25 protein-coding genes are annotated in these 23,162 nt (G+C 47.0%); 15 read left to right on the forward strand and 10 right to left on the reverse strand.

Annotated elements, in window-relative coordinates:
- Positions 1 to 118: 118 nt before the first annotated feature.
- Entirely contained in the window at positions 119 to 1,699 is a 1,581-nt protein-coding gene (locus MSED_RS02105) for an APC family permease (RefSeq protein WP_012020374.1), read from the reverse strand.
- Positions 1,700 to 1,763: 64 nt separating this feature from the next.
- Here MSED_RS02105 and MSED_RS02110 point away from each other — a divergent pair, with 64 nt between their 5' ends.
- Entirely contained in the window at positions 1,764 to 2,153 is a 390-nt protein-coding gene (locus tag MSED_RS02110) for a hypothetical protein (RefSeq protein WP_012020375.1), read from the forward strand.
- A gap of 121 nt (positions 2,154 to 2,274) precedes the next feature.
- Here the strand turns inward: MSED_RS02110 and MSED_RS02115 are convergent, their stop codons facing one another.
- Positions 2,275 to 2,691, reverse strand: a complete 417-nt coding sequence (locus MSED_RS02115) for a type II toxin-antitoxin system VapC family toxin (protein WP_048060238.1) — start codon at positions 2,689 to 2,691, stop codon at positions 2,275 to 2,277.
- Positions 2,682 to 2,933, reverse strand: coding sequence for a hypothetical protein (locus MSED_RS02120; protein ID WP_048059966.1), 252 nt, complete (start codon positions 2,931 to 2,933; stop codon positions 2,682 to 2,684). Before MSED_RS02120 ends, MSED_RS02115 begins: the two co-directional genes overlap by 10 nt.
- Positions 2,934 to 3,049: 116 nt before the next feature.
- Between MSED_RS02120 and MSED_RS02125 the strand changes: the two genes are divergently transcribed.
- Positions 3,050 to 3,340, forward strand: coding sequence for a hypothetical protein (locus MSED_RS02125; protein ID WP_048059967.1), 291 nt, complete (start codon positions 3,050 to 3,052; stop codon positions 3,338 to 3,340).
- Here MSED_RS02125 and MSED_RS02130 read toward each other — a convergent pair.
- Complete coding sequence (locus MSED_RS02130) at positions 3,337 to 3,660, reverse strand: hypothetical protein (RefSeq protein ID WP_012020379.1); 324 nt, start codon at positions 3,658 to 3,660, stop codon at positions 3,337 to 3,339. The two genes, MSED_RS02125 and MSED_RS02130, sit on opposite strands and share 4 nt — an antisense overlap.
- A gap of 117 nt (positions 3,661 to 3,777) precedes the next feature.
- Here MSED_RS02130 and MSED_RS02135 point away from each other — a divergent pair, with 117 nt between their 5' ends.
- The 3 genes from MSED_RS02135 to MSED_RS02145 are packed head-to-tail and all read left to right on the forward strand — an operon-like array spanning position 3,778 to position 7,722.
- The gene (locus tag MSED_RS02135) at positions 3,778 to 5,409 is read left to right on the forward strand and encodes an oxidoreductase (protein ID WP_048059968.1); all 1,632 of its coding nucleotides are present in this window, start codon (positions 3,778 to 3,780) and stop codon (positions 5,407 to 5,409) included.
- 48 nt (positions 5,410 to 5,457) lie between these two features.
- Positions 5,458 to 6,591 (forward strand): MFS transporter, encoded by a 1,134-nt coding sequence (locus tag MSED_RS02140; RefSeq protein WP_012020381.1) that lies wholly within the window; start codon positions 5,458 to 5,460, stop codon positions 6,589 to 6,591.
- Positions 6,592 to 6,627: 36 nt separating this feature from the next.
- Entirely contained in the window at positions 6,628 to 7,722 is a 1,095-nt protein-coding gene (locus MSED_RS02145; protein ID WP_012020382.1) for an MFS transporter, read from the forward strand.
- On the opposite strand, the gene MSED_RS02150 is transcribed toward MSED_RS02145, so the two are convergent.
- Entirely contained in the window at positions 7,697 to 8,350 is a 654-nt protein-coding gene (locus MSED_RS02150; protein ID WP_012020383.1) for a DUF72 domain-containing protein, read from the reverse strand. The genes MSED_RS02145 and MSED_RS02150 overlap by 26 nt on opposite strands.
- A gap of 152 nt (positions 8,351 to 8,502) precedes the next feature.
- Positions 8,503 to 9,681 (reverse strand): MFS transporter, encoded by a 1,179-nt coding sequence (locus MSED_RS02155; RefSeq protein WP_048059969.1) that lies wholly within the window; start codon positions 9,679 to 9,681, stop codon positions 8,503 to 8,505.
- A gap of 330 nt (positions 9,682 to 10,011) precedes the next feature.
- Here MSED_RS02155 and MSED_RS02160 point away from each other — a divergent pair, with 330 nt between their 5' ends.
- Positions 10,012 to 11,250 carry an MFS transporter gene (locus MSED_RS02160; RefSeq protein WP_012020385.1) on the forward strand — a complete coding sequence of 413 codons (1,239 nt, stop codon included), beginning with the start codon at positions 10,012 to 10,014 and terminating at the stop codon, positions 11,248 to 11,250.
- Between the two features lie 45 nt (positions 11,251 to 11,295).
- Positions 11,296 to 11,772: a hypothetical protein gene (locus MSED_RS02165; RefSeq protein ID WP_012020386.1), complete on the forward strand. Its 477-nt coding sequence runs from the start codon at positions 11,296 to 11,298 to the stop codon at positions 11,770 to 11,772.
- A gap of 8 nt (positions 11,773 to 11,780) precedes the next feature.
- Here MSED_RS02165 and MSED_RS12565 read toward each other — a convergent pair whose 3' ends face one another.
- On the reverse strand, positions 11,781 to 12,425 hold the full coding sequence (locus MSED_RS12565) for a sulfurtransferase TusA family protein (protein WP_225938894.1): 645 nt from the start codon (positions 12,423 to 12,425) through the stop codon (positions 11,781 to 11,783).
- A gap of 256 nt (positions 12,426 to 12,681) precedes the next feature.
- Complete coding sequence (locus MSED_RS02175; protein ID WP_012020388.1) at positions 12,682 to 14,433, reverse strand: molybdopterin-dependent oxidoreductase; 1,752 nt, start codon at positions 14,431 to 14,433, stop codon at positions 12,682 to 12,684.
- Positions 14,434 to 14,483: 50 nt separating this feature from the next.
- On the opposite strand from MSED_RS02175, the gene MSED_RS02180 reads away from it, so the two are divergent.
- The 4 genes from MSED_RS02180 to MSED_RS02195 are packed head-to-tail and all read left to right on the forward strand — an operon-like array spanning position 14,484 to position 17,478.
- Positions 14,484 to 15,077 carry a 2-keto-4-pentenoate hydratase gene (locus MSED_RS02180; protein WP_012020389.1) on the forward strand — a complete coding sequence of 198 codons (594 nt, stop codon included), beginning with the start codon at positions 14,484 to 14,486 and terminating at the stop codon, positions 15,075 to 15,077.
- 55 nt (positions 15,078 to 15,132) lie between these two features.
- Positions 15,133 to 15,744, forward strand: a complete 612-nt coding sequence (gene sepP, locus MSED_RS02185; protein WP_012020390.1) for an undecaprenyl-diphosphatase SepP — start codon at positions 15,133 to 15,135, stop codon at positions 15,742 to 15,744.
- Positions 15,745 to 15,799: 55 nt separating this feature from the next.
- The gene (locus MSED_RS02190; RefSeq protein ID WP_012020391.1) at positions 15,800 to 17,158 is read left to right on the forward strand and encodes an MFS transporter; all 1,359 of its coding nucleotides are present in this window, start codon (positions 15,800 to 15,802) and stop codon (positions 17,156 to 17,158) included.
- A 26-nt stretch (positions 17,159 to 17,184) separates the two neighbouring features.
- A complete protein-coding gene (locus MSED_RS02195; protein ID WP_048059971.1) occupies positions 17,185 to 17,478 on the forward strand; it encodes a hypothetical protein in 294 nt (97 codons plus the stop codon).
- On the opposite strand, the gene wrbA is transcribed toward MSED_RS02195, so the two are convergent.
- On the reverse strand, positions 17,468 to 18,061 hold the full coding sequence (wrbA, locus tag MSED_RS02200; protein WP_012020393.1) for an NAD(P)H:quinone oxidoreductase: 594 nt from the start codon (positions 18,059 to 18,061) through the stop codon (positions 17,468 to 17,470). The two genes, MSED_RS02195 and wrbA, sit on opposite strands and share 11 nt — an antisense overlap.
- Positions 18,062 to 18,231: 170 nt before the next feature.
- Between wrbA and MSED_RS02205 the strand changes: the two genes are divergently transcribed.
- The 3 genes from MSED_RS02205 to MSED_RS02215 all read left to right on the forward strand — a co-directional run bounded on the left by MSED_RS02205 (position 18,232) and on the right by MSED_RS02215 (position 20,604).
- Positions 18,232 to 18,876, forward strand: coding sequence for a DUF3834 domain-containing protein (locus tag MSED_RS02205; protein WP_012020394.1), 645 nt, complete (start codon positions 18,232 to 18,234; stop codon positions 18,874 to 18,876).
- Positions 18,877 to 18,962: 86 nt separating this feature from the next.
- Entirely contained in the window at positions 18,963 to 19,517 is a 555-nt protein-coding gene (locus MSED_RS02210) for an isochorismatase family cysteine hydrolase (RefSeq protein ID WP_012020395.1), read from the forward strand.
- Between the two features lie 190 nt (positions 19,518 to 19,707).
- Entirely contained in the window at positions 19,708 to 20,604 is an 897-nt protein-coding gene (locus MSED_RS02215) for a PEP/pyruvate-binding domain-containing protein (RefSeq protein WP_144418724.1), read from the forward strand.
- 42 nt (positions 20,605 to 20,646) lie between these two features.
- Here the strand turns inward: MSED_RS02215 and MSED_RS02220 are convergent, their stop codons facing one another.
- Entirely contained in the window at positions 20,647 to 22,263 is a 1,617-nt protein-coding gene (locus tag MSED_RS02220) for a thiamine pyrophosphate-requiring protein (protein WP_012020397.1), read from the reverse strand.
- Positions 22,264 to 22,477: 214 nt separating this feature from the next.
- On the opposite strand from MSED_RS02220, the gene MSED_RS02225 reads away from it, so the two are divergent.
- The gene (locus MSED_RS02225) at positions 22,478 to 23,161 is read left to right on the forward strand and encodes a hypothetical protein (protein ID WP_012020398.1); all 684 of its coding nucleotides are present in this window, start codon (positions 22,478 to 22,480) and stop codon (positions 23,159 to 23,161) included.
- Position 23,162: the final 1 nt, after the last annotated feature.

The raw sequence follows: 23,162 nt of genomic DNA on the forward strand, positions 1-23,162 counted from the left end.
GACAACGGTTAATTTACCTATCGAGTAGTTAAGTGAAGGAGAAAATGCATGGCTCTAGAAGCATGTATATCTCTGAAAAATTTTTATAGTATCCGACATTTTACTTCATTTCAGCACATTAATTTGGATCTTTTTCAGCTTTGCTCATCTTCTCCAACTTCTCTTCCTCCACAATATTCACCGTGATCCCTGCGTTCTTGTAGGCCTTCGGGTTATTTCTCTTTATCCTGAGAGTGTAAAATATTGAAAATACCAAGAAGGCTACGCCCACGATTACCGCTTGCGTTACTGGAAATACTGGAGGCCATATGGACTCGTAGAGAACGAAGGCAAATATGGCTGTTGCTACTGCTGGTAAAAGGTAGTGCATCACGGGATGAAGGATCCTGTTAACCCCTGTGTGTTTCTCCTTGAGCCTGTAGAACATTACCATTACTGCAGTGTTGTTCGCAAAATGTGCCACAATAAATCCCACAAGTGCAATGGTAGTGAGGAAATCAAAAACGTTACTTAACGCCAAAGAGACCTGTTGAGAAGTAGCACTTAACGTAAACATTTGCAAAGGTGAAACTCCTGATAACCACCCGATCACGAAACCCGATAGCACTGCTGTAATACTCGAGGCAATCCCCACAAAGAGAAGTGCCTTACTAGGAGTTATCCATTTCTCGTGAACATAGGCAAAGAACTTGGGGAGTATTCCGTCTCTTCCCATGGCAAAGTAGACCCTTCCTGCATTGGATTGCATCGCAACGCTATCCGAGAAAGCTGAATTGAATGCGAATAGGGCAAGCATGAGTCCACCCACAATTCCCATGAAATGGGCGTACACAATTATCCCAGGTATACTACTGTTGGCAAAACTCGTCATGTTATTCACTCCCCATCCCACCGTTAAAGCGTAACTTACCTCGGTGAGCACTATTCCCACAATGCTTACCCCAAGCATCAGTGCCTTTGTAATCGCCTTACTATTCTTGACCTCATCACCTAAGGGTGCTGAGCCTCCGTATCCAATGAAGCTTGTCAACCCGAATATCATTCCAAGACCTAATCCAGCAATTGGACCCCCAAGGGGTGCGAATTGAGCTCCGTAAACCGAGTTCCAGGCAAACGGGTTGAATACGTTAAGGGTATTGTCAGGGGACATTACGATTATGTATAACGAGGTTATAGCCAGAAACGCTATTTCCGTCATAGCAGCATATCTGATGTACTTCATTTGAGGCCTTATCCCCACAATGGCGAGCCCAATTGGAACCAGAATGAAGCCTAAGATGAAGGGGATCCAGATCCATCCGGGCAAACTGATCCCAAAGAAGTAATTCAATACCCCTGGGAGTACCACGCCTGCAACGTAAACAGGAATAGCTGCAGTACTAGCTATTTGATATACCGGATACATGAGACCAGTTACTATTGCTGTAAAGGGACCTAAGGCAGTGGCCACGTAACCATAGTATCCACCTGCACTTGCGTGTCTCTTTGACAGATGATATAACGTGTTTACTTCTATGAACATGGTAAGCATCGCTAGTAAAAACGCGAAGGGAGTTAGCACGAACGCAAAGGCCGCAGCTGAGGTAATGAAGGCGACAGTATCACACGCGGGCGCCATTGCAGCTATTTCCTGAGCTACAGCCTCAAGCGTGCCAACTACTCCTCTTCTTAATCTTGGAACTGCCTTTTGATTGGACATTTTAGGGTCAACCTAAAATTAGGGTTAACCTAAAGTATATAAACTTTCCTTAGTAATCAACACTATGGAAGAGAATCTAGTGGTAAGGAGGAACATGGAGGACCTAGAGAGCGAAAGGATTCAACTGGTGAAGATCGCTGATGGGGTATTTACGAGCAGAAATCCATTTCAGGATGTCCTTCTTGAGGACGGGATTCTAGTACATTGCATGAAACATTGTATTAAGGGAGGTTGCGTCATTTACGAGGTCAAGATCAAGGAGCCTGTGTCTAATTGCGAGGTAGTGAACCTTGCTCAAAAGGTTGAAATAGTGCGTTCTATCGGGATTGCAAAGTCTTCCATATCCCTCTATGCAATGAGAGAGATATCTAGGAAAGCGAGCATCGTCGGGCTGGAGGAGGCTGTGTCTAAAATTTTGAACAAGATGAGAGAAGGAATGCCTGAATGTGTTTAGAATAGTAACTCTATGTCTATATAGCTAATCCTTAAATGTATAATGCTTCAATTTAATTTTCTTGTTCTGCCTGAGACCTTGGCTGGAAGGAGTTCTCCCAAGACATCGGTATACAACGAGATCATATTACCTTATAATCCCTTATGTGTACCACAAAGCCGAGTTCCTTCACTTTCCTAAGCAACTTCTCGTCAGCCGTGTAGACCGTTTGCCCAAGGATCTTACCAAGTGCTACATAGGATGCGTCGTAAACGGTTATCCCGTAAACGGAGGAGAGGTGCACTACATCCTTGATGAAGCTCTCGAAACCGTATAGGGTAAATTGAAAATCTTCAAGTATCTTGTTAACCTCCTCAAGCTCCCTCTCCCCTAGTCCATATGTATACCTTAAGCCGTTGAGAACTTCGAAGGGTAGAATGCAAGGTGCAGACAAATCCTCCAATCCTCTTGCATATGCCTCCTTTAGCAGGACGGACTCATCACTATATTCTTCGTTTGCAAACCACTTAACAACAACGGAGGCGTCAACTACTGCCAATTCCTGTCCCGCCACTCCCTTATACTCTCCTCGGATCTCTTACCTCCATAAACAAGGGAAAACTCGTGGGACTTCACAGACGCCTCCTGGATTCTTCGATTATCCTTCTTCCTCCTTGTCCTGCTCTCCTCCTCCACTACCTCTTCTATCTTTCTCCTAATGATTTCGCTCCAGTTTATGTAACCAAGCTCGTCCATTTTCCTCTTGAGTTGCTCATCAACCCTTATGGTGATGGTGGGCACATGTAAATATTTGTTCACGTATATTATAAGGATTACGCGTATTCGTGATATGTAATTACACAGCTATACATCCACTCAGGGATGAATATTTTATTTCCCAACGTAATGATTTCCTCATGCAGATCATGGATAAGGTTAAGCGGATGAGGGACATAGGTGACGAGTACGAGTCCCTCCTTAACGACGTACTCAATGCTCTCTTCAAGGTCATTCCCAACTGCATGGCCTTGAACATGGACGACTCCCTCATGCCAGTTTACGCCATCTCTGCCCTCAAAACTCAGGGTCTGCTCGCGTTTCCCTACAACTGTGGAGGCAAGCCTGGCTACGTGGTGATAAAACAGGACGGGAGCGTGGTATTTGAAGATATGGATGGAGAAATCCAGGAAATGGGCAAGTTAGCCTAGGCCTGGAACGCCTTGAGGAACTCGTTGTACTTCTCGTATACTGAAGGGTGCTTCTCCCTTATTCCCTCCAGTATCTCCCTAAGGCCCTTCACTATGTTGGCTGGGTTCTCTATGACGTTCTGACCAAAGGGGGAATCAAGGTAGACTTTCCCATCCCTGAGCACAATCTGCACGTTTGACACAACTGGTCCCGTCGCTACCTCATACGTGATTTCCTCGGCTATCCTCATCTCGTTCTCCTTAAGGTAAACCATGACGGATATCTCGTTATAACAAAACTCGATCCCGCTTTTCTCCACATTCACCGACTTGACTCTCATACTACTTTTTCTGTTTTGAAACTTATAACTTTTTTTACTATTATCATCTATATAGCTATTTTAACGTAGTTAGTTGGAATGATAATCTTAAATTTTGTTGAGCCACATTCTCTGGTTATGAAGCTTTTGGAACCGTTCAATATAGGAGATGTGGAAGTCAGGAATAGGGTTGTAATGTCTCCCATGATCTCGAACCTGGGAACGCCTCAGGGTTACCCCAGTGAGGAGCACATTGCCTATCTTTCTAGGAGAGCGATATCAGCTGGACTCATCATCACGGAGTACACTTACGTTAACAGAAGGGACGCAAGGGGATCCCCGAACCAATTGGGACTTTACGACGACGAGGTAGTCCCGAAGTTCTCCAGGTTGGTTGACGCCGTTCACGGAAGGGGGTCAAAGGTCTTCGTACAACTGGTTCACGTGGGAAGGAAAACCAGAAGAAGTTTCATCTGGGGGAACGAGCCCATAGCTCCCTCACCGATTCCCATCATGGATCCTGTTAGGGAAATGACTGAGGACGACATCAAGAGGGTTATAGACGACTTCGCCAAGGCCTCAGAGAGGGCGGAAAGGGCAGGATTTGACGGAATTGAGTTACATGGAGCCCACGGTTACCTAATTGCCCAGTTCCTATCCCCTGCCACTAACAAGAGGACCGATAGATACTCAGACGGAGTGATCTTCCTAGAGGAACTCATAAAGGAGGTGAGGAGTCGCGTATCCATCCCTGTGGGGCTAAGGATCAGCGTAACGGAGTTTGACGACGAGGGACTTACTCCAGAGTTGGTCTCGAAGATAGTCTCCAGGGTGGAGACCCATCTGGACTACGTTCACCTATCAGCAGGGAGGGATGGCCCCCTGGGATCGTCCATGCCCATTTACTGGAAGAGACCTGCCTTCCTCGAGTACGCCAAGGAAATGCGAAGACCTAGGATCCCTCTTCTCCTCGTGGGATCCGTCATAACCCTAAAGGACGCCGAGGAGGTGCTGGAGGTTGCAGATGCAGTGGTCCTGGGGAGGCAACTCCTTGCAGACCCTGATTGGTTACCCAAGAGTCTTAAGGGTGAACCCGTGAGGTACTGCATACGATGCAATCAGCTGTGCAGGGGATTTGCCAGCAGGGAGGTGAGATGTGACGTCAACCCAGAACTGGGGTGGGAGCTCCTTCCCATAAAACCAGGTTCAGGTAGAGTCACAGTGGTGGGAGGAGGACTAACGGGGCTAGAGGCGTCTAGAGTCCTGGCAAAGAGGGGATTCAAGGTGACCCTTTTAGAGCAGGGGGATAGATTGGGCGGTCAGCTGAACTGGATCATGGATCCCTGGAAGAGGGAGTTCCTCTCCATCGTGGAGTACTACGAGAAGGAGTTGGCCAGACTTAACGTGGAGATACATCTCAATACCAAGGGTAGCCGGGACGAGGGATTATGGGCAGTTCCTGACAGGACACAACCGCAATTCAAGGAAATAAATAACACGGAGATTCTCATAGACTCAAACCTCTACGCCTACCAGGATTACGCTTTCAAATGGGCTGAGAACAACAGGGTCGCGATCACTGAGAAGAGCCTTCACCACCTAGACGGGACTAGGAGATACCTTCTAGAGAAGGCGTATGCAGAGAGGGGAATCTCAGTGGTCAAGGAGGGAAAGGGAAAGGTCGAGTTCAGGGAGTTCGTTAGGCAACAGCCCACCATAGGGCAAGCCATCTCGAGGGGGTTCTTCATGGCCCTAGATTACGAACCGTGATTAAAAAGATCTAGGAAAGCTTAAATAGTTTAAACCCTACCTACCCTTATGAATTGGAAACTGGTAATACTATCACTGGGAATGTCGTTAACCTTTTGGGACATTTTTAACGTCCCATACATCATAAATTACGCTGGGACCCAGTTTCACGCGTCACCTCTCCTCGCGAGTCTACCCCTTTCCGCCGAGATGATCGGTTACGCTTTGGGTGGGGCGTTGAACGGGCTCCTCTCTAGCCTGAGGGGGAGGAAGCCTGGGCTACTTCTATCCATGGGATTGGTTGCGGTTGGCTCACTTGTGGGGTTCGTGGCACAATCCTTTTCCTGGCTAATTCCCGCTGAACTGCTGATAGGTCTAGGGATAGAGGGTGAGCTTAGCGTTGTTCCCGCTTACGTATCGGAGACAGTCACTCCTGAGAGGAGAGGGAGATCCGTGGGTCTAGTTACGGCATCGGGTTTCCTCACAACCTTGGTGGTGGGTCCAATCGCTGTCCTGTTGAATGGAGAGTGGAGGTTCCTCTTCCTGGCAGGCTTATTAGTTTCCCTGATTGCCTTGATAACCAGGGTCAAATTACCCGAGTCCAAGATGTGGACTGAAAGGAGAGGTAAGCTCTCATTTGACCTAGGGATAGCCATAATGACCCTGGTGTGGTTTCTAAGCTACTTCACGGGTTACGCCCTCTTCGCCGATCCGGTGTTTCAGTTCATAGGTTCCCATGGCTTCACCAACACTTCGCTCTACTTCACGTACATACTTTACGGAGATCCCCTTGGCGTGGTGTTGGCCACAGTCCTAAACGACAAGTTCGAGAGGAAGTTTAGCGTGGCCTTGGTTAACATACTCGCAGGCGTTGTCATCGTAGGATGGTTCTTCTCCAGCGGTTTAACTTTCCTGCTTCTGGGCTTCGCAGAGATGTTCCTGCAGGGTTTCAAGTTCCCGGTAATGTACACCTACACTTCGGAGATATTCGGAACTAAAATAAGGACCCTTGGCTACGGAATTGCGGATGGTTTGGGTCACCTTGGAGGTGCCGTGGGACCAATACTCTTTGCCTCTACCTACATGTCAAACCAGTTGAGCTCATTCCTCATGCTATCAGTGGTTACTGCCCTAGCTGGGGTTATAGTCTTGGCCTGGGGAGTCAAGACGACTGGAAAACCACTGGAACAGATCAGGGGATAACTCGACTTTATTTTTCCTTGAGCTCAATCATGTAAAATGAATCACGTAACGAAGCTGGCCTTTTCCGGTGGGATAAGATCCTTTACGTCGTCTCTAATCTGGCCGTATATAGGGTTTGGCCTCTATAAGTACCTTGGTTTGTCCCTGGTTCAGGTCAGCCAGTTCTATCTAACCCAGCTCTTGATCTCGTCGATAGCCTATGTCATTGGGGGATACTTGACAGATTACCTAGGGAGGAGACTCGTGATGACGCTAGCTACTTCGCTTTCCTCGCTAGTGCTCACTCTAGCCTTTTTCCTTAACACTGCGGGAGTCATAGGAATGGTTCTGCTCCAGTCAGGATTCAGTAGCATTTATGCTGTAGCTAACATGGCCAGCGTAGGGGACATGGGAGGTAACTTTAAGCAACTTGTGAGGTCGTTTAGTGTAATACGCGTTGGGATCAATGCTGGATGGGCCATAGGTCCTGCAATTGGAGGTTTACTTCTGGGGGATATAGGATTCAAACCACTGCTACTCCTGGGCGGGGTCCTGTCAGTGGTTGCCATTCCCTTTGTGTACTCCCTTCCAGATCACAAGGGGAGGGTTAGGTTCTTCCTTCCCAACAGGAAGTTCGCCATGTTTCTGATACCCACCCTTCTCACCTTTACTGTAATGGGACAGCTGGGATTTCCTCTAGTTACCTACTACAGTGGACTTGGCATTGCGGTCTGGCAGGTGGGTCTCCTCTACGCCGTCAACGGAGGACTCATTATACTCCTGCAGAGATGGATTGGGGAAAGGGTATCTGGAAATTATAGGACCTGGATATCCGTAGGAATGCTCATGTACTCTTTGAGTTACGGGCTTGTATCTCTGGTCTCTAACGTATGGGAAGCCCTTCTAGACGTCGTGGGAATTACCTTGGCTGAGATGATTGTGTCTCCCCTATCCCAATCCATTTCCACATCCCTAGCTGAAAGTGAGACGAGGGGAACCTACTCCGGGATATATGGACTAGTAAGTTCCATGGGGAGAACCCTTGGTTCCTCCATGTCCGCCTTCCTACTCACTAGGGGAGGGGAGGTGACGTGGTCGTCAGTGGGAGGTGTTGGGGCAGTCTCAGCTATTCTTTACCTAGCATTGATTTGAGGATGTCCAAAAAGCGTTTCCCGTTCTCCAACATCCAGAGATCGTTGTTGAAGAAGACATAGGTCTCCTCAGGGTTAATCTCGACTATTTTCTTGGCCACGTCAATGAGTTCCTGATCTGTGTAATTGTGAAAGTACCATCTCTCTCTTCCATGCATTCTGAGATACACCACCTTCCCCTGGAATATGTATGTTCCCATAGGCGAATCAACTGATACCAGGGGAACTTTAGGAGGGGATTCAAACCAGGACTTATCCCTGAACTCAAATATCGCGTTGGACACCTCTTTCAACATGTCTAGGACCCTTCTCTCATTCTCCTCATTCCTCTTGAAGCTCGGAGGTAACTGAAAAAGGTAGAACCTAGGATTGAGGTCTCGAAATAGCTCCATGAAGCTCCTCATATCCACATCCTTGAGCCTCTTTACGTGGGTTATCTCCCTGTGAACCTTTATTGACCATTTCAGGTTAAAGCCCAACCATGCCTTCACAGTCGATGGTTTAGGTAGCCTGTAAAAGCTCGAGTTTAACTCCACAGCCTGAAAGGGGGTGTTTTCGACATACCACTCCAGAGACCTTCTCTTATTCCACGGGTAGGACCAGCCTGACGTCCCTACGTAAATTTTCATGGGATAAGTTAGAGAGAATTGATAAAAATCTTTGGAATAATCTTCACTTTCCCGCCAGGATTTAGACAGAAATACACGTCATTGAAAGAATCACGAGTATTCTATGCTCGACCTTCCAGTATGTGTGAGACCCGCTCAAGATACTACGCGTGTTAAATCTTCTTGGGGATCAGGGGAGTCAGAACCGTCGATATTACCGCTATCACGAAGAGAACCGTGAACGAGAAGATGAGGTCGTAGTGTAGATCCAGTAACCATGTTACCAGAGCAGTCCCGGCAGCTCCTCCCACTGTGTTTCCAATCCCCCACACGTATGAGTTGGCTACGGTGAAGAAGTTCTTAGGAAATACCTGGCCTATGTAACCTAACAGGATTGGAAACCCTGTGAAGGCTGCGAAAGTGAACAGCGTATAAGAGCTCAAGGAAATGAAAAGGTTCCTTGGAAACACCAGGAAAAGCCCAAAGAACACAAGACTCAAAATGCTACTCAAAAGAAAGGTTGTCCTCCCCCCAAGTCTCTCGGTCAACCAGCCAAACACGGGCTGTCCGAAAACTGATCCCAAGAATCCAATGGTCAAGAATATCCCAGTGAAGGCCTTTGAAAAGTAAACTTGATAGACGAATTCCCCAAGGAAAGTGGTTGTCCCGCTTATGAACATACTTCTCATGAAAACCAGGGCCCCAAGAATTATCAGAAACCTGTAAAACCTTCTATCTAACTTCTCCGTTGCCTTCCTTACTAGACTCATGCTCCCTCTTCTAACGTTCATGAGTCCGAAGTAAATGACCAGAGTTACCAAGACCATGTAGACCGTAAATATTCCCAACCCCAGGACTTCCCCTAAACCTAGGATAAGGAATGTAATTATTGACGGCATTACTGCTCTTCCTAGACTACCCATGGCACCGTTGATTCCCAAGGCTCTTCCTGAGCTCTTTCCAAAGATCCTGGCAAGTATGGCACCTCCTAGGGGATGGTAAAATGCTTGTCCCGACCCTAGGAGAACCACTCCCAGGGTTATTAGAGGAATAGCTAGTCCCCTATCCAGAAACGAAAGTGCAAAGAGGCCCGTGGCAAGAGCCTCTAGGAATATCCCCAACGCAATAAGTTCCGCGTCGGAATCCCTCTTGTCTGCCACATCACCTATGAGAGGTGAAAGGAGGCCCGACAAAAGCGTGTAAACTATGGCCAGCGCCCCAAGGAAAACGACGCTTATCCTTTCGTCAGTAGTATAGTACACTATGAGGAGTGGAAAGATTAGAAAAACACCATCATTTGAGAAATGCGCCAATGATGTGAATATTAGTGCCCTTAAGCTCTTTGACTCCATGATGAGTATCAATGATACCTAATCGGCTTAAAATCTTTTGCATAAAGATACAAAATTCATGATTTCCTCAATAACTTGAGATTAGAAATCTAAAAATAGAAGTGATCATCCTTGAAACCTGGTGTAGGAAGTTTCTCGCATGTAATGAGCTTGTTGAGGTGATCCAATACGAAAGTCCCTGACAGGATCAACGATGTCCCAATCCCTGAATCTTAAATTAACTTTATAATCATAATTTAAATCAAGATCGAGTGGAAGACGAGGAAGATCATTCAGGAGTTCAGTTTACGCATTCTTACAGTTCTTTAAAAGAGGGGTTATGCGAAATTGATGAATAGATCATTAAGGTGGATGTGGTCTGCACTGGTTTTCGGGGTCTCGAGTGGACCTCTTTCAACGCTCGTTACTCTCAATATAATCGACATGGGCGGAGGTCCACTTATGGTGGCTTACGCCATCACGCTGTCTAACGTGGTTCTGATTCCAGCGTCTATGTTTTGGGGCTTCCTTGCAGATAGGTTTGACAGGAGAAAGCTCATTCTAGCTGGCTTCGGGTTCTCCACCCTCTTTTTAGTGCTAGCATCTCAGAGTAATAGCATACCTGAAATCGACCTGAATTACGCGGGATTTACGTTCTTTTCCACTGCCTATAGCACACCCATGAATTTGCTCATCATGGAGTCGGCCGATAAGAGGAAGTGGGCCACTAGTTTCTCAATGCTCTCGATGCTCTCCTCCATAGGAAATCTGATAGGCCTTCTCTTGTCCACATTTCTAGTTTTAGTTATCAGGATCACGGTAATGTATGCTGTTCTGGCCTTGTTCTCGGCTTCAGCCTTTGTGTTGGCACTTCTCTTCACTCCAAAATCCATGATGCTGGAAAGGACCTCAATGCTCCACAGTATAGAGTCGTTCGCGGTTAGACTCAAGATGCTACCCCTAATTTTCCTTCACAGGCCCAGGCTAACCCTTTTCAAGATGTTCAGCCTAAGCAGGCTTACGAAGAAGCCCATTAACTACGTTCCGCTTCTCTACATTGCAATAACAATCTTCTACATCTCAAGCGGGTTGTTCAATACCCTTTATCCTGCAAGCCTTTACAACGAGGGAATAAACAAGAGCCTTGTCTTGGGCATAATCACCGTGGGAATGCTGTTCCAGATACTGACCTTTCATTTTGTTGGCCATTACCTTGAGGACAGGGATGAAAGGGAGGCGTCCTTTAGGTCCCTGCTCTTGAGGGGGACAGGATATATCGTGATGGGTGTATCTCTCGTGACCCCTGTTACTGCAGTGGTATTGGGTTTCCTATTTTACCCGCTATCTGCCGGCGTTGCGTTCTCCTTGTTTTATGCAGCTTCCAACACACTTATCTTTAAGGTGGTTGGTGGACGAAGACAGGGAACCACGCTCGGGGTTTACAGTACATTAGTTGGCATAGCCCTCTTCTCAGGTTCCTTGATCTCAGGCTTTCTCTCAAAGGCTATTGGATACACTGGAGATTTTATTGTGGCTGGGATCCTGCTCTACCTGTCCGGGAGCATCTTCAAGTACTTGGAGGAAGGATAAGGATATAGGGACAAAACATTTAACACATGAGGATAGGAGAAGGTAATGCAGATCTTGCTTATTGTTGGCTTAATCTTGCTGGTCTTAGGAGCTGTATTAGTGTTTGGCCTTTATCCTTACCTGGATTCGCAAGCGTCTCAACAGATACTTGAGGGGCTAAACTCAAATATGACGTCTAGGACGCTGACTCCTAACCAAAGCATATCTCTCCCCTATAACGCTAACGGAAGGGCAATCTACATATTCTTTTATAACTCCACTCCATCTCCCCTAGAGGTTAAGGGAGTTCCAGAAAACGACTCCTCCGTGACCAGCTCAGGCATTTACTACGTTATACCCAACGGCAGTGGTAACCTTATCCTCGTGAATAATTGGAGCCAAAATGCCTCCTTGAAATTCTCCTCTACCTACTATCTTGTTAAGGGAGGTGCCTTGCTGGGAATATTAATACTTTCCGGGATTCCCATGCTCATCATTGGTGCATTCGTAACAATATTTGCGCTAGTAAGAAGAAAAAGATAGAGACCCCCTTAGGATGTGAGCACCCTAGGAAGAGTTTCCTTAGCCTTTTCTAAATGTTTCCTTATGGATTTCTTAGCTTGACCACTAAGAGGACCCTTATACCATTCTGTTATATCTAAGGTGACCTCATTTCCAACTCTATTGGAGACGAATCTCCAACCAAAACTAATCCTGGTCATGGGTAGTTTCTGATACGCGGTATAGTAAACTATGTCCCCCTTAGGTAAGGGGTTCAAGGTAACGTACAAGGGGGTCTCCCAGCTAATAAACCATTTCATGTGAAGAATGTAACTTCCAGGGGCCACATTATCTACTGCCTTAATCTGAGGGACGAAGGACATTAAAATGGTTGGATCTGACAACTTGTCCCTCAACCTCACATCCCCTAGAGTTATTCGTTCAGTATCACTTACGCCTTCAATCTCATCTATTTTCGCCGAACCCCTCTCCTTGTAAATAATGAACTTCACATATTCGCCTTCCTTCACTGTTTCGTATCTAAGACCAAGCGACTTACATAGTGATGGTAAGGTAACATCAATTGCAGGTTCATGATCCGTTAAAACAACTAGTTTACCTGAGGGGATCTTTTGGAGCTCCTTAGCAGCCCTCATCTCAGGGATCGGACACTCCTCCCCTCTCACATCCAACACGAACTCCTGCGAACTGGTTGACGCTATGTAAAATCACCTCTTAGTCTTCTATATTATAGTAAAAGATCTTCTAGTTATTAAACTTATGTATTCTAAAAAGTCTTATATCGTTAAAAGGTATTACATAGAATTATTATAATTTACTTTTAATAAGGAAACTAGATTTTTGAACGTCAAAAGACGTAAAAGGGTTTTATCAAGAAAATTGGCTGTAGCTTAGAACAAGTTACAAGGTCCCAAGTTTTCAATCCTCCCTCTAGCGTCGAGGATTTTCAGAGTCCTCCAGAATTACTCTCACTTCTCCGTTGAGCCTAGGCCCACCGAACTTATTCCTCACAGGTCTTAGGATAGAATTCACTGTCCTCTCCCCACTAAGTAACGAGGACTTATACACGAAGAGGACGTTTTCCGGCAAGTCAGCCCTTACCAACTTAACCCTTATCCTCCCACCTTCACCCTCTAGAAAGCCTTCTCCCTCATACTTTCCTGAGTATATCACTGCCTCCCTTTTCCCGTAAATTTCTGTGAATTGGGAATTGGTGTAATTGGGATGGGCAGAGAACACCAGAACTTCTCCCCTTGGCAGTCCTAACTCCTCAGGAGATGGAAACGGATCTACGCTTGCTTTCTCGGGCGTAATGAAGGGTTTGATCTTAACCATTCCCTTCCTTCTCAACTCCTCAACTGTGGTTCCGGTTTTCCTGATCGCCACGTTTACAGCATCCCATGGATCCTCATTGAGTAGGGGATGATCTAGTCCCAGTTCCCGAGACAGCGCCTTCATGAGCTCCACTTCCGTCACCCCCCTCTTAGGCCTCACTGGCGTATTGTAAATGAGGTAGGGGTGCCAATAGCTATACACCACGTCCTCCTTTTCCAGGAAAGTGGAACCTGGTATGACCACATTGGCGATTTTCGCGGTCTCTGACCAGAAGGGGTCATGGACCACAAGGAGAAGTTTTCCGCTCTCCACAGCCTCCCTTATCCTGTCCCCACCGGGTAGGGTAACCACGGGGTTAGAGTTCCAGACAAATAGGACCTTGAATTTGTCCAGGTTATAACTAACCTCCCCCATACCCATAGTTTTAGGTTGAAAGACGTGAGTACCGCGAAGATACTGGAAATCAATACCCCATCCTCCCGAGTTCGAGTAGTAGAAGCCCCTCTTCACGCCGAGAACTGCCGGTATCAGTGAAATTAGTCCCGCAGAGTGACCCCCGTTCCACGATCTCCCAATGGCGAAACCTATCACTGTGAGCGGGCGGTAATACGCGTAAAGGTCCGCCAGCTCCCTCACTTCATCCTCGCTCAAGTTCACGGCGGAGAGGAGTTCATCCATATCAAATTTTTCCACCCTCTTTCTTAGAAGCTCCAGGTCCACGAGATCAGGTTTAGCGTAACCCTGTTCGAGGAATATCTTCATGAGAGCAATTGCCAAGTAAGCGTCACTACCAGGTCTTATTACGTAGGCCTTTTCGCTCCTCTTTGCAGTCTCACTCATTCTGACGTCAATCGTGATCTTGTATTTGTCCTTGAAAATCCTCCAGCCATGAATGAAGCTGAAGACCGCCTCTGAACCCCAAAAGGCAGCTGCGGAAAATTTCTCCATGTCCTCTGGAAGAGCCCCCATACTGGTTCCGTAATGAGCCTTGATCCCCTCATGACCTTCCAGGCTACAGATGGAGTAATCCGTGCTGACAGCTCCTATCACGTTCCATAACCTCGCTGGGTAATACCAGGTCAGAAGACCCTGATTACCGTCGTATTCCACGTGCAGGATCTCGTCGGGTCTAACCCCCCTTAGAGCTCTTGAGATTAGGGAGACTGCTTGCTCTAGACCAACCTGCTTTCCATCCACGTAGGCCGAGTCCACCCTATTTATCTCGTTTCTTTTGAGGTCCATCCTTCCCCTGGAGCAGGTGAAACCAAAGGTGGGTTCACCCTTCACTGGTTGATAATTCTCGTCAAAGACACACGTATCGTAACAGTCCCTGGTACACGCTATCATGAGTACGAATCCACATTATAGCTTTTAAACGTCATTTATGATCTTTACCCATGGATAAGGCAGAAATTCTCATGGAAGCGTACACGTCGCGGAAGGAGATAGAACCCTTCGACTTGTCCGAGGATGAGGCCAAGATTGTGGGAGAGAGATTTGCTCAGATGCTTGTGGAGATGGAGGGCCTCGGGGGCTACAAGATAACCAAGTCAGGTTTGTGGGGGGTCCTCACAAAGAGAATGATCTCGAAGAGCGAGCTAGAGCTATGGTTCAAGACCCACAAACTCGAGGTGGAAATTATTGCCCTTGTGGAGAACGGGAGAGTCCTAAGAACCTACCTGGGACTTGAGGTCCCTGCAACTAGGTTTACCACGTGGGATCTTCCCAAGCACTACATGATTGCAGATGATGCCTTCGCGGGGAGGCTTTTCGTGGGGAAAGAGATAGAGCCCCCCTATGGACACTTCAAACTTTTCATTAACGGGGAACTTGTGGGTGAGGGAGCCCCCACTTACAACCCGCAGAACGTGGTCAAGCCAGACCAGACAGGGTATGTCTCCTGTGGAGCCTTTATTGGACCAGTGAAGATCTCGAAGGGAGACCTCATCAGAGTAGAAGGTAAGAAGACTATCCAGGTCAGGGCAACCTAATTCGCGAATCTAAGTCGCGAAAAACTTTATAGATTTCTAACCATCCTGGGAGAGGATGAAGTACTACTGGCTCCTGCTGTTGGCCTTTCTAGTCATAGGCATAGCTGTGAAGGTAGTGTCTGAGCCTAACATGCCTCTGAACGTGTATCTTTTCAAGTTAATCAATTATCACCAGGTGGGTGCTCTTAACCCGGTCATGGTGTTCCTGTCAAAGTACGGGAGAGAATATGTGTGGATTCCGTTAACTGCAATCCTTCTGGTCTTCAAAAAGACAAGGAGAATTGCAATTACCCTCGCTGCGTCATTCATCTTAGCTATAATTGTGGGAGAGATTAGCAAGTACGCCTTTGCCCAGGGAAGGCCATTCCTCTACGTCCATCCGGATTACCTCCTAGTTCCGCCGCCTACTGACTACAGTTTCCCATCGGGGCATGCCTTAATCGTGAGCGATGGAGCACTTGTCCTGGCCAGGATGGCTCCCAGATGGCTTTGGATCATCATGATGATAGAGGCACTTTTGGTGTCCTACTCAAGGGTCTACGTTGGCGTTCACTGGCCATATGACGTCGTAGCAGGTTGGCTCTTGGGAGGATGGACCTCCCTTCTAACGGTGGACCTAGAAAGAAGAGGAACTCTGGCCTTTGTTGAGAAGTTCCTTAAGGCATGATTATTTCAAGGAGTAGATACTAAAGCTTTTTTAACTTTGGTATTTACCAATTGTTATGGCATCGCTGACGTGGAGAAACGTAATAGTCTCAGGGATGGGAGTTCTCACTGACGGGTATAATCTTTACTCGATCTCCCTCACTTCGTTCTTCATTCCCTCTTCTTTCACATTCTCCAGTGCAGAGCTTGGATTACTCGTAGCAGGGTCATATTACGGTGCTGCGATCGCTGCTCTTCTGTTTGGTCTCTTAGCTGACAGGATAGGAAGAAAGAGGATTTACGGCTTCGATGTCCTGATCATGGCCATAGGGGCAGGACTGCAGGCTTTCTCACAGTCCTATCTGGAGCTCTTTTTAGCTAGGTTAATTCTTGGAGTGGGCATAGGGGCAGATTACGTCCTTTCACCTGTCATAGTAGCTGAGAATGCGGAGGGAAGGAACAGGGGAAAGGCAATGGTAGTGACCTTTGCCGTTATGTGGGGTCTCGGTGCAGTTATTGCTGCGTTCGTGGAACAGATGGGCTTACTCGCCCACCTTCCTGCAACCTTACTCTGGAGAGTAGTTCTGGGAATGGGTGCTATTCCAGCGATTTCAGTCTTCTTTCTGAGGAGGAAGATATACGAGACAATGTTGTTCGTGTCCAGGGTCAACCCAGAGCACCAGGATGTGTCTAAGATAGAGCAGGAATTGGGGAAACCCCTGCCCAAGGCTAAGGACACAACCCCATTCTTGAGGAGGCTTTCCTCTTCTGCACTGTTAATCGTGGCAGCCTCTGTCCTCTGGCTACTTTACGACATGTACTCCTCGACATTTGCCATTTTCGGCCCCATCACTATAGCCTCAAATCTGGGACTCTCTCCCATAGAGTTCACGTATGTCGCGCAGTTCTTTGCGGGAATTCCGGGACAGTTAATATGCATCTATCTTGTGGACAAAATAGGGAGAAAGCCCTTAATCGTGATAGGCTACGCTGGAGTGGCCCTATGGCTTTTCGCCTATTCCCTTCTACTGGAGGATCCCAGAATCTTTGGACTTCCGGAGGCTCAACTCTCCGTATCCAAGTTAGTGGGAGAGGCCGCAATTCTCGGTTTCTCGTTTTACATGCTAAACTACCTCTTCTCGGCCATAGGTCCGGCATCAATCATAGGCTCGGCGATGGTGACGCCTGAGCTAGTTCCCACTAAGGTTAGGGCAACTAGCCAGGCCATAAGCGTCAGCGTCGACAGATTGGCTACTGCCCTTAACATAACTGCCTTCCCGTTACTTCTCTCGCATTATGGACTAGGAGCTATGGTTGGATTTTATGCAGGAATAGCACTAATTTCCACCATAATAACACTCTTCGTCATTCCCGAAACAAAGGGACAGGAATTAGAGAAAGTTGTTAAGGAGAGAAACGTGGGAGAGGGATTATAAGGAAAATGCGTGGGAAATCCATTTTTATGGAACCGTTCTACTTTAAGAGTTATGATAGAGTAATAGGTGTAGCGAGGGACCTACCAGAGCTCGAGAAGGAACTGGCTAGGCTCTCAAGAGAGGATCCGGCCTGTGTGGAATACCATCTAAAGGAGGGGCACATTGTTGCTTGGCTAAATTATATTGGGGAAAGGGGATTGGCTGAAATCCTAAGGGGAGTCTCTAGCCCCAGGGAGGCCCTCTCCAGGATCTCAGAGTTCAGGGCTATACCAAGAAGGGAGAGAAATAGAAGGCAAAAAACTAGAAAGGCTAGCATCTAAGCTTTCTTGCAACTTCGGTAATCCTTTTACCCATGAACCTAGCTATGGCCTTTTCGTTATCATCCAAGTTTTTCATGCTTCCGAGATGGCTGGGACCATAGGGAGAGCCTCCAGTGGTTGTTGTGGATATCTCCTTTATTGCATAGCCCAATGGGACTATAACCATTCCCTGATGATAGGCATAGGCACTCATGGTTAGGATAGTGCTCTCGTGACCTCCATGAATGGTAGCGGCCTCTGTGAAGAACCCCACGGGCTTTCCATAAAGGGCACCTTTTAACCAGAGGTCCCTGGTCTGGTCTAAGAAAAACTTCAGCTGACCAGTGATGTTGCCGTACCTGGTGGGGGATCCCATAACTATTCCATCAGCCCATTCCAGATCCTGCATTGTGGCTTCGGGGATCTTCTCTACCCTAGATAGATCCACATTGAACTTGGCAACAACTTCCTTTGGGAAAAGCTCTGGTACCCTCACTACCTTAACCTCAGCTCCCTCTGCCTTAGCTCCCTCAGCTATTTCCATGGCTAGGTCAACTATACTACCGTAGCCATAGAATAGTACAAGTATTTTGGGACAAGCCATAGGAAGGTCCTCATTCATGCAATCTTAAAAGATTTACTAAAAGTTAAACTTTAAAATATTAAACTCCATATTTTTCCTTTCAATTTCATTATGATGCCTCAATAAGTATCATTAAGGAAAAAGTTTGGCAAAAATATTTATTCATGGGTAACATTGATACCTAGATAACCATGTTAAAGGTAATAGCTGCACCTGGACCAGTTTCCTATCCCATGATAGCCTCTACAATGAAAAACAAGGATATCATTATTGATTTCGGAAAGGATGGTAGCGCTGACGTGATACTGGACTCCACAGTCTCCCTCGTGAGGAGAGGATTGAGGACAGACTACGTAACGATAAAGGGACTCATGGTAGTGTCGCCGGACGTGGGGAAGAGAATTGGAGTCTGGAGGAAGGGAAGTGCTGCAGATGTATTAACGAGGGCCCTCCTAGACAAGAAGGGAATAAGGGGAGAAGTAGTATACGCCGATGAGATGCCCAGGCTAGTAGAGATGCTGAACAAGAAGGAAGTAGACTCCATAGTGATTGCCTCGCCCTTCGCTAAGGGAAAGACCTTCGAGGAGTTACTTGGAATACCTGGAAGCTGTGGAGCTAGCGTCAACGCCAACCACGAGGAGTTCATCTCAGCCTACTCTGAGGGTATCGAGCTCATGAAGCAGGACCCACAGGGGGTAGCGGAGTACGTGGCCAAGAAGTTACCCATACAGGCAAATCTACAGATGATAGTTAACCTACCCAAGACCACCGTCCTGACCGTGGAGAGGCTAAAGGACAATTCGCAGTTCGAGAACTTAGTCAAGAAGTATCTGTAAAGAAGTTCATCTCTTTTTTGGAATATCCACTAGATATTTTCTATAAAAAGAATTAGTTTTTTAAATGTAAACCAGTTAAGTTGTTCATGGACCTAAAACAGATTCTAACTCCAAGTAATTCGATCCTGGTTGTATGGGACGTACAGAACGGATTGGTGAAGGGGATTTTCAACAGAGATCAGTTTGTAAGTGGTCTGGAAAGGACAATAGGAGCTGCTAGGAAAGCAAGGATACCTATCGTGTATACCAAGATAACGCCCTATCCAAGTGGATTCGAACCCTACGCATCAAGGGTCTCATCAAGACAGTTCAGATTCACAAGTGAGGACCTGGAACTTTACGTCAAGCCTGCTGAAGGTGAGATAGTCCTTCCGAAGAACACATGGAGTATCTTTGTGGGAACTAATTTCGAGCTCCTGCTTAGGAACTCTGGAAGAAATGCCATAATCTTCACAGGGATTGCCACGGAAATAGGAGTAGAGACCAGCGCTAGACATGCCTTTGCCTTGGGTTTCATGCCCGTTATTGTGAGTGATGCGGTTTCCTCATTCAATAGGGAAGGGCATGAAAGGTCCCTAACAAACATGAAGGACTTCTTCCCAATGATTACATCGCAGGAGTTAGAAAAAATACTACAGTAAAACAGGAGTGAACTTCCTTTCAAGCTAGTAATTTTAGTAAGAAATTCAGAATTTTTGTTTACCCATACAGTCTAAGGAGTGCGGTTCTCCTCGCTTTCCTGTTTTCATAAAAGTCTAGAACATGTTTAAATCTTTGTACTTCCTATCCACGTATATGTATGTATTTACGATCGACCAATCATCATCCAACATGGTCCGTTCCGTTGGCAGGAAAGCTGCTTACCTAGGCGAACTTACGAGGATGGGGATTAGGGTACCATGGGGATTCGTGATCACTAGGTCCGCTTTCCGTAGGTTCATGGAGATAAACAGGGACAAGATCAGCGACGCGCTTAAGGGCGTTAACCTTGAGGATCCAAGAGACTTGGAGAGAAGATATGAGACGATCAAAGAGATCATGACTCAAACCGAGATACCCTTGGACATTTCCCTTGAGATAGAACACTTCTCCAGGGAGATCTCCACAGATTTGGTGGCCGTAAGGCCTACAATAACTTCGAGCATGTCAGGGCCAAGCTTTGCTGGGGAAACGGAAACTTTCCTTTACGTGAATAAGGTGGACCTTCCCTTTTACGTGAAGCAAGCGTGGGCAAGTTACTTTAATCCCAGGTCGTTGGCGTACAGGATTGCCCAGGGAATGCCGTTGGAGATTGCTGTCCTCGTACAGGAGATGGTAAACCCAGAGTCGGCCGGAACAGCTTTCACAATTCATCCAGTAACTGGAAATCCAAACTGGGTAGTGATCGAATCCTCTTGGGGATTGGGACAGGCAGTGACCAGGGGATTGGTCACGCCAGATCGTTTCGTGTTACCTAAAAGGGATAGAATAATAGTCGAGAAAAGCATAGGGCATAAACACGTAATGCTGAAATTTGACCCCAGGTTTGGGGGGATAAGGGAGATTCCCCTGGGAGGAAAGGCCATGGAACCTAGCCTGAGCGATGAGAAGGCCATAGAGCTGGCCAATCTATCCCTGAGGATAGAGGAGTTCTTCGGGAGACATGTTAACCTGGAGTGGGCACTTCAGGATAACAAGCTGTATATCCTTGAGGTGAGGGGAGTCAAGACCATGTGGGAGGAGATCTAGGGGCTTGAGTAACTTAACGGTCTCTCACCACTTCCCCCTAGGCTATCTTGTTCTCTCTACCACAACCTGCACCACAGAGAGTCCTCCTTTCTTCATGTAGTTCCACCCCTCAGTCAAAGCGATTTTTGCCTCCTCTGGAGTTTCGGCTAGTTTGAAGTAACCACCGAAGGCCCTCACAGTTTCGCCTATGTTATATCTCTTGAAATCTGCACCTGGGAACATCCTCTTTGCCTTTGCAAGTCCCTCAGGAAAAACCTCCTCCACAGCTTCAGCAGAGGCTAACCACCCAGAGTTATCGTAAATGACTACCATTGCAGGTAGGCCGTACGTTGAAGCTACGTAGTAGAAAGCTTCGGGAACTCCAAAAATGAAGGAGCCATCTCCTGTGGTAATAATGACGTCCCTGTCTGTGGCCATTTTAATACCTAGACCAGCTCCGAGCGCCCATCCTAGGTAGCCCTCCGAAAGGTCGCCATAATAATCCCCGAACTCGAAATTACCATATCTGGGGTTGAATGGGTATTCGTTGACCACGACAGCCCTGAAGCTTGAGACGTAGCTAGAGAGTAGCCTTGGGTGAACTCTCGACGAATTCTCAAGGCTCGAGATTTCCCTCCTCTTGGCCTCCCTCTGCCTCTTTACTCTCTCCCTAATTTCCTCACCCCACTTGTCTTTTCCGCGTATATGGATCTCCTTCAGGGCGTGAGGAGTTGATTGGATGCATACGTCACACGGAAAGCCATAATAGGGTATGTAGGTATAGGCTGGTTCTACGTCAATCTTTATCACTGGAGCTTTTACCTTGACTCTCTTGGGTATCCAGGGAACTTCAGACTCCACGATTATGATAAGGTCTGGCTCATCCAAGTTCAGCTTGTCCAGGGCCATGTCCCCAGCTGAGGGATAATTCACCACCTCTCCCACATAGTTTAGGACAGGTGCCCCTAGCCTATCCGCGAACTCCCTCAAGGAATCATACCATTCCCTCCTTCTGCCTCCCCTCCATGTAATGATGGCCGGCCTCTCGGACTCCTCTATTAATTTATCTGCTTTGGCTATTGCCTCCCTAGACGGACCTGGCTCGTAGGGTGACATGTTCACCTTCACCGGTTTAGCCTGGCTTACGCTAACCTCTCTTGGCAAGGTTAGATAAACTGGCCCCTTAGGCTCACTTTGAGCTATTTGAAGTGCCCTCCTAACCGCCACTGAGGTCTGGCCTGGATCCCTTATCTCAAAGTCCCACTTCAGGTATTGCCTCCCAAACTCGCCCTGATCCCGTGCCTCCTGTGTCCAATGTATTCTAAGGTTTCTGCTGGCTGTACTTCCTTCCTCAGTATAAGGAGATCTCCCCGCTAAGACCAGAAGTGGGATCCTACTGGTGAAGGCGTTACTCACTATTCCTAGAGCGTTCAGGGTTCCAGGCACTGTGTGAACAGCTACTACTCCCATCTTACCTCCCAAGGAGTAACCTAGAGCCATTGCAGAGGCTGTAATCTCGTGTGGAACCACGATAAAGTCGGGTAAGTTAGGATCCCTAACCTTTTCCTCTATGAATGACGCATAATCTGTACCCGACACCATGAAGATCTTGTCAATGCCCTCCTCCTTGAGAAGAGCTAGGATAAGTCCTGCGCTGGACTTAGCTGTTGTCTGTTCCATGGCTTATTTATAATGATCAAATAGTTAAGTTCTACCGTGAACGTTCAGCGATACTGGATTAAGCAGACGTGAAATTGCTAGTTACGTCTAGAAAGCGAATCCCAAGACTTTTCTGACGAAATTTGTCTGGTAATACCCTAACCCTTTAAGGACCAACTAACAGTGAATCAGACATACTGATTAACTTTATTTAAAAACTAATAGAGAATGTGCTATGAGAGAATTCCTGAAATCGGGATTACGTGGCTGGTTCAGGGGTTATGGTGGATGGCCAACCTATAATTACAGACCCCTTTACCTACAAGCGTTCGACTTTTTTGTAAAAAATCTTGGTATGATAATACCTGCAATTATCGCCCTAATAATTTCTCTAATAGTAGGGTTCGTAGTGGGTGCCATAGGAGCTGCCCTAGCTTTGACTGGTCTTTCCATAGGGATAGTAGACGCAATAGGCTTTGTAATAGGATTTATCTCGGGCATAATCATCTCCTTCCTCATATTGATTGAGGCCTATGAGGCTGGAAGCGTCGTCAATGGAAACTTACCAGACATAGGACTAGCCTGGCAGAGTACACAGAACACACGGGAGAAGTTCCTGCCTACTGCGTTATTAACTGGGTTGATCTTTGGGGTTCTGTCTGCGTTGAGAATTCCTGGTTCATTCCTCATAGAAGGTCTATTCCTAGTGCTAGTTTACGTGGTGAGCTCGGGAATAGTATCAGGCGTAAGGCCTGGCCTTGAGCAATCCCTCAATTGGTATTCCTCGACTTTCTCGAAAGACGGAGTCTCCTCTCTTATTCTACTCCTTGGAGCGATCCTCTCACTAGTCCCTATTCTCAATCTATTTGTAATACCCTACACAGAGCTGTTGGCAACGTTAATGGTAAGGAAATACTGAC

This window comes from Metallosphaera sedula DSM 5348 (genome assembly GCF_000016605.1).
Classification (GTDB): domain Archaea; phylum Thermoproteota; class Thermoprotei_A; order Sulfolobales; family Sulfolobaceae; genus Metallosphaera; species Metallosphaera sedula.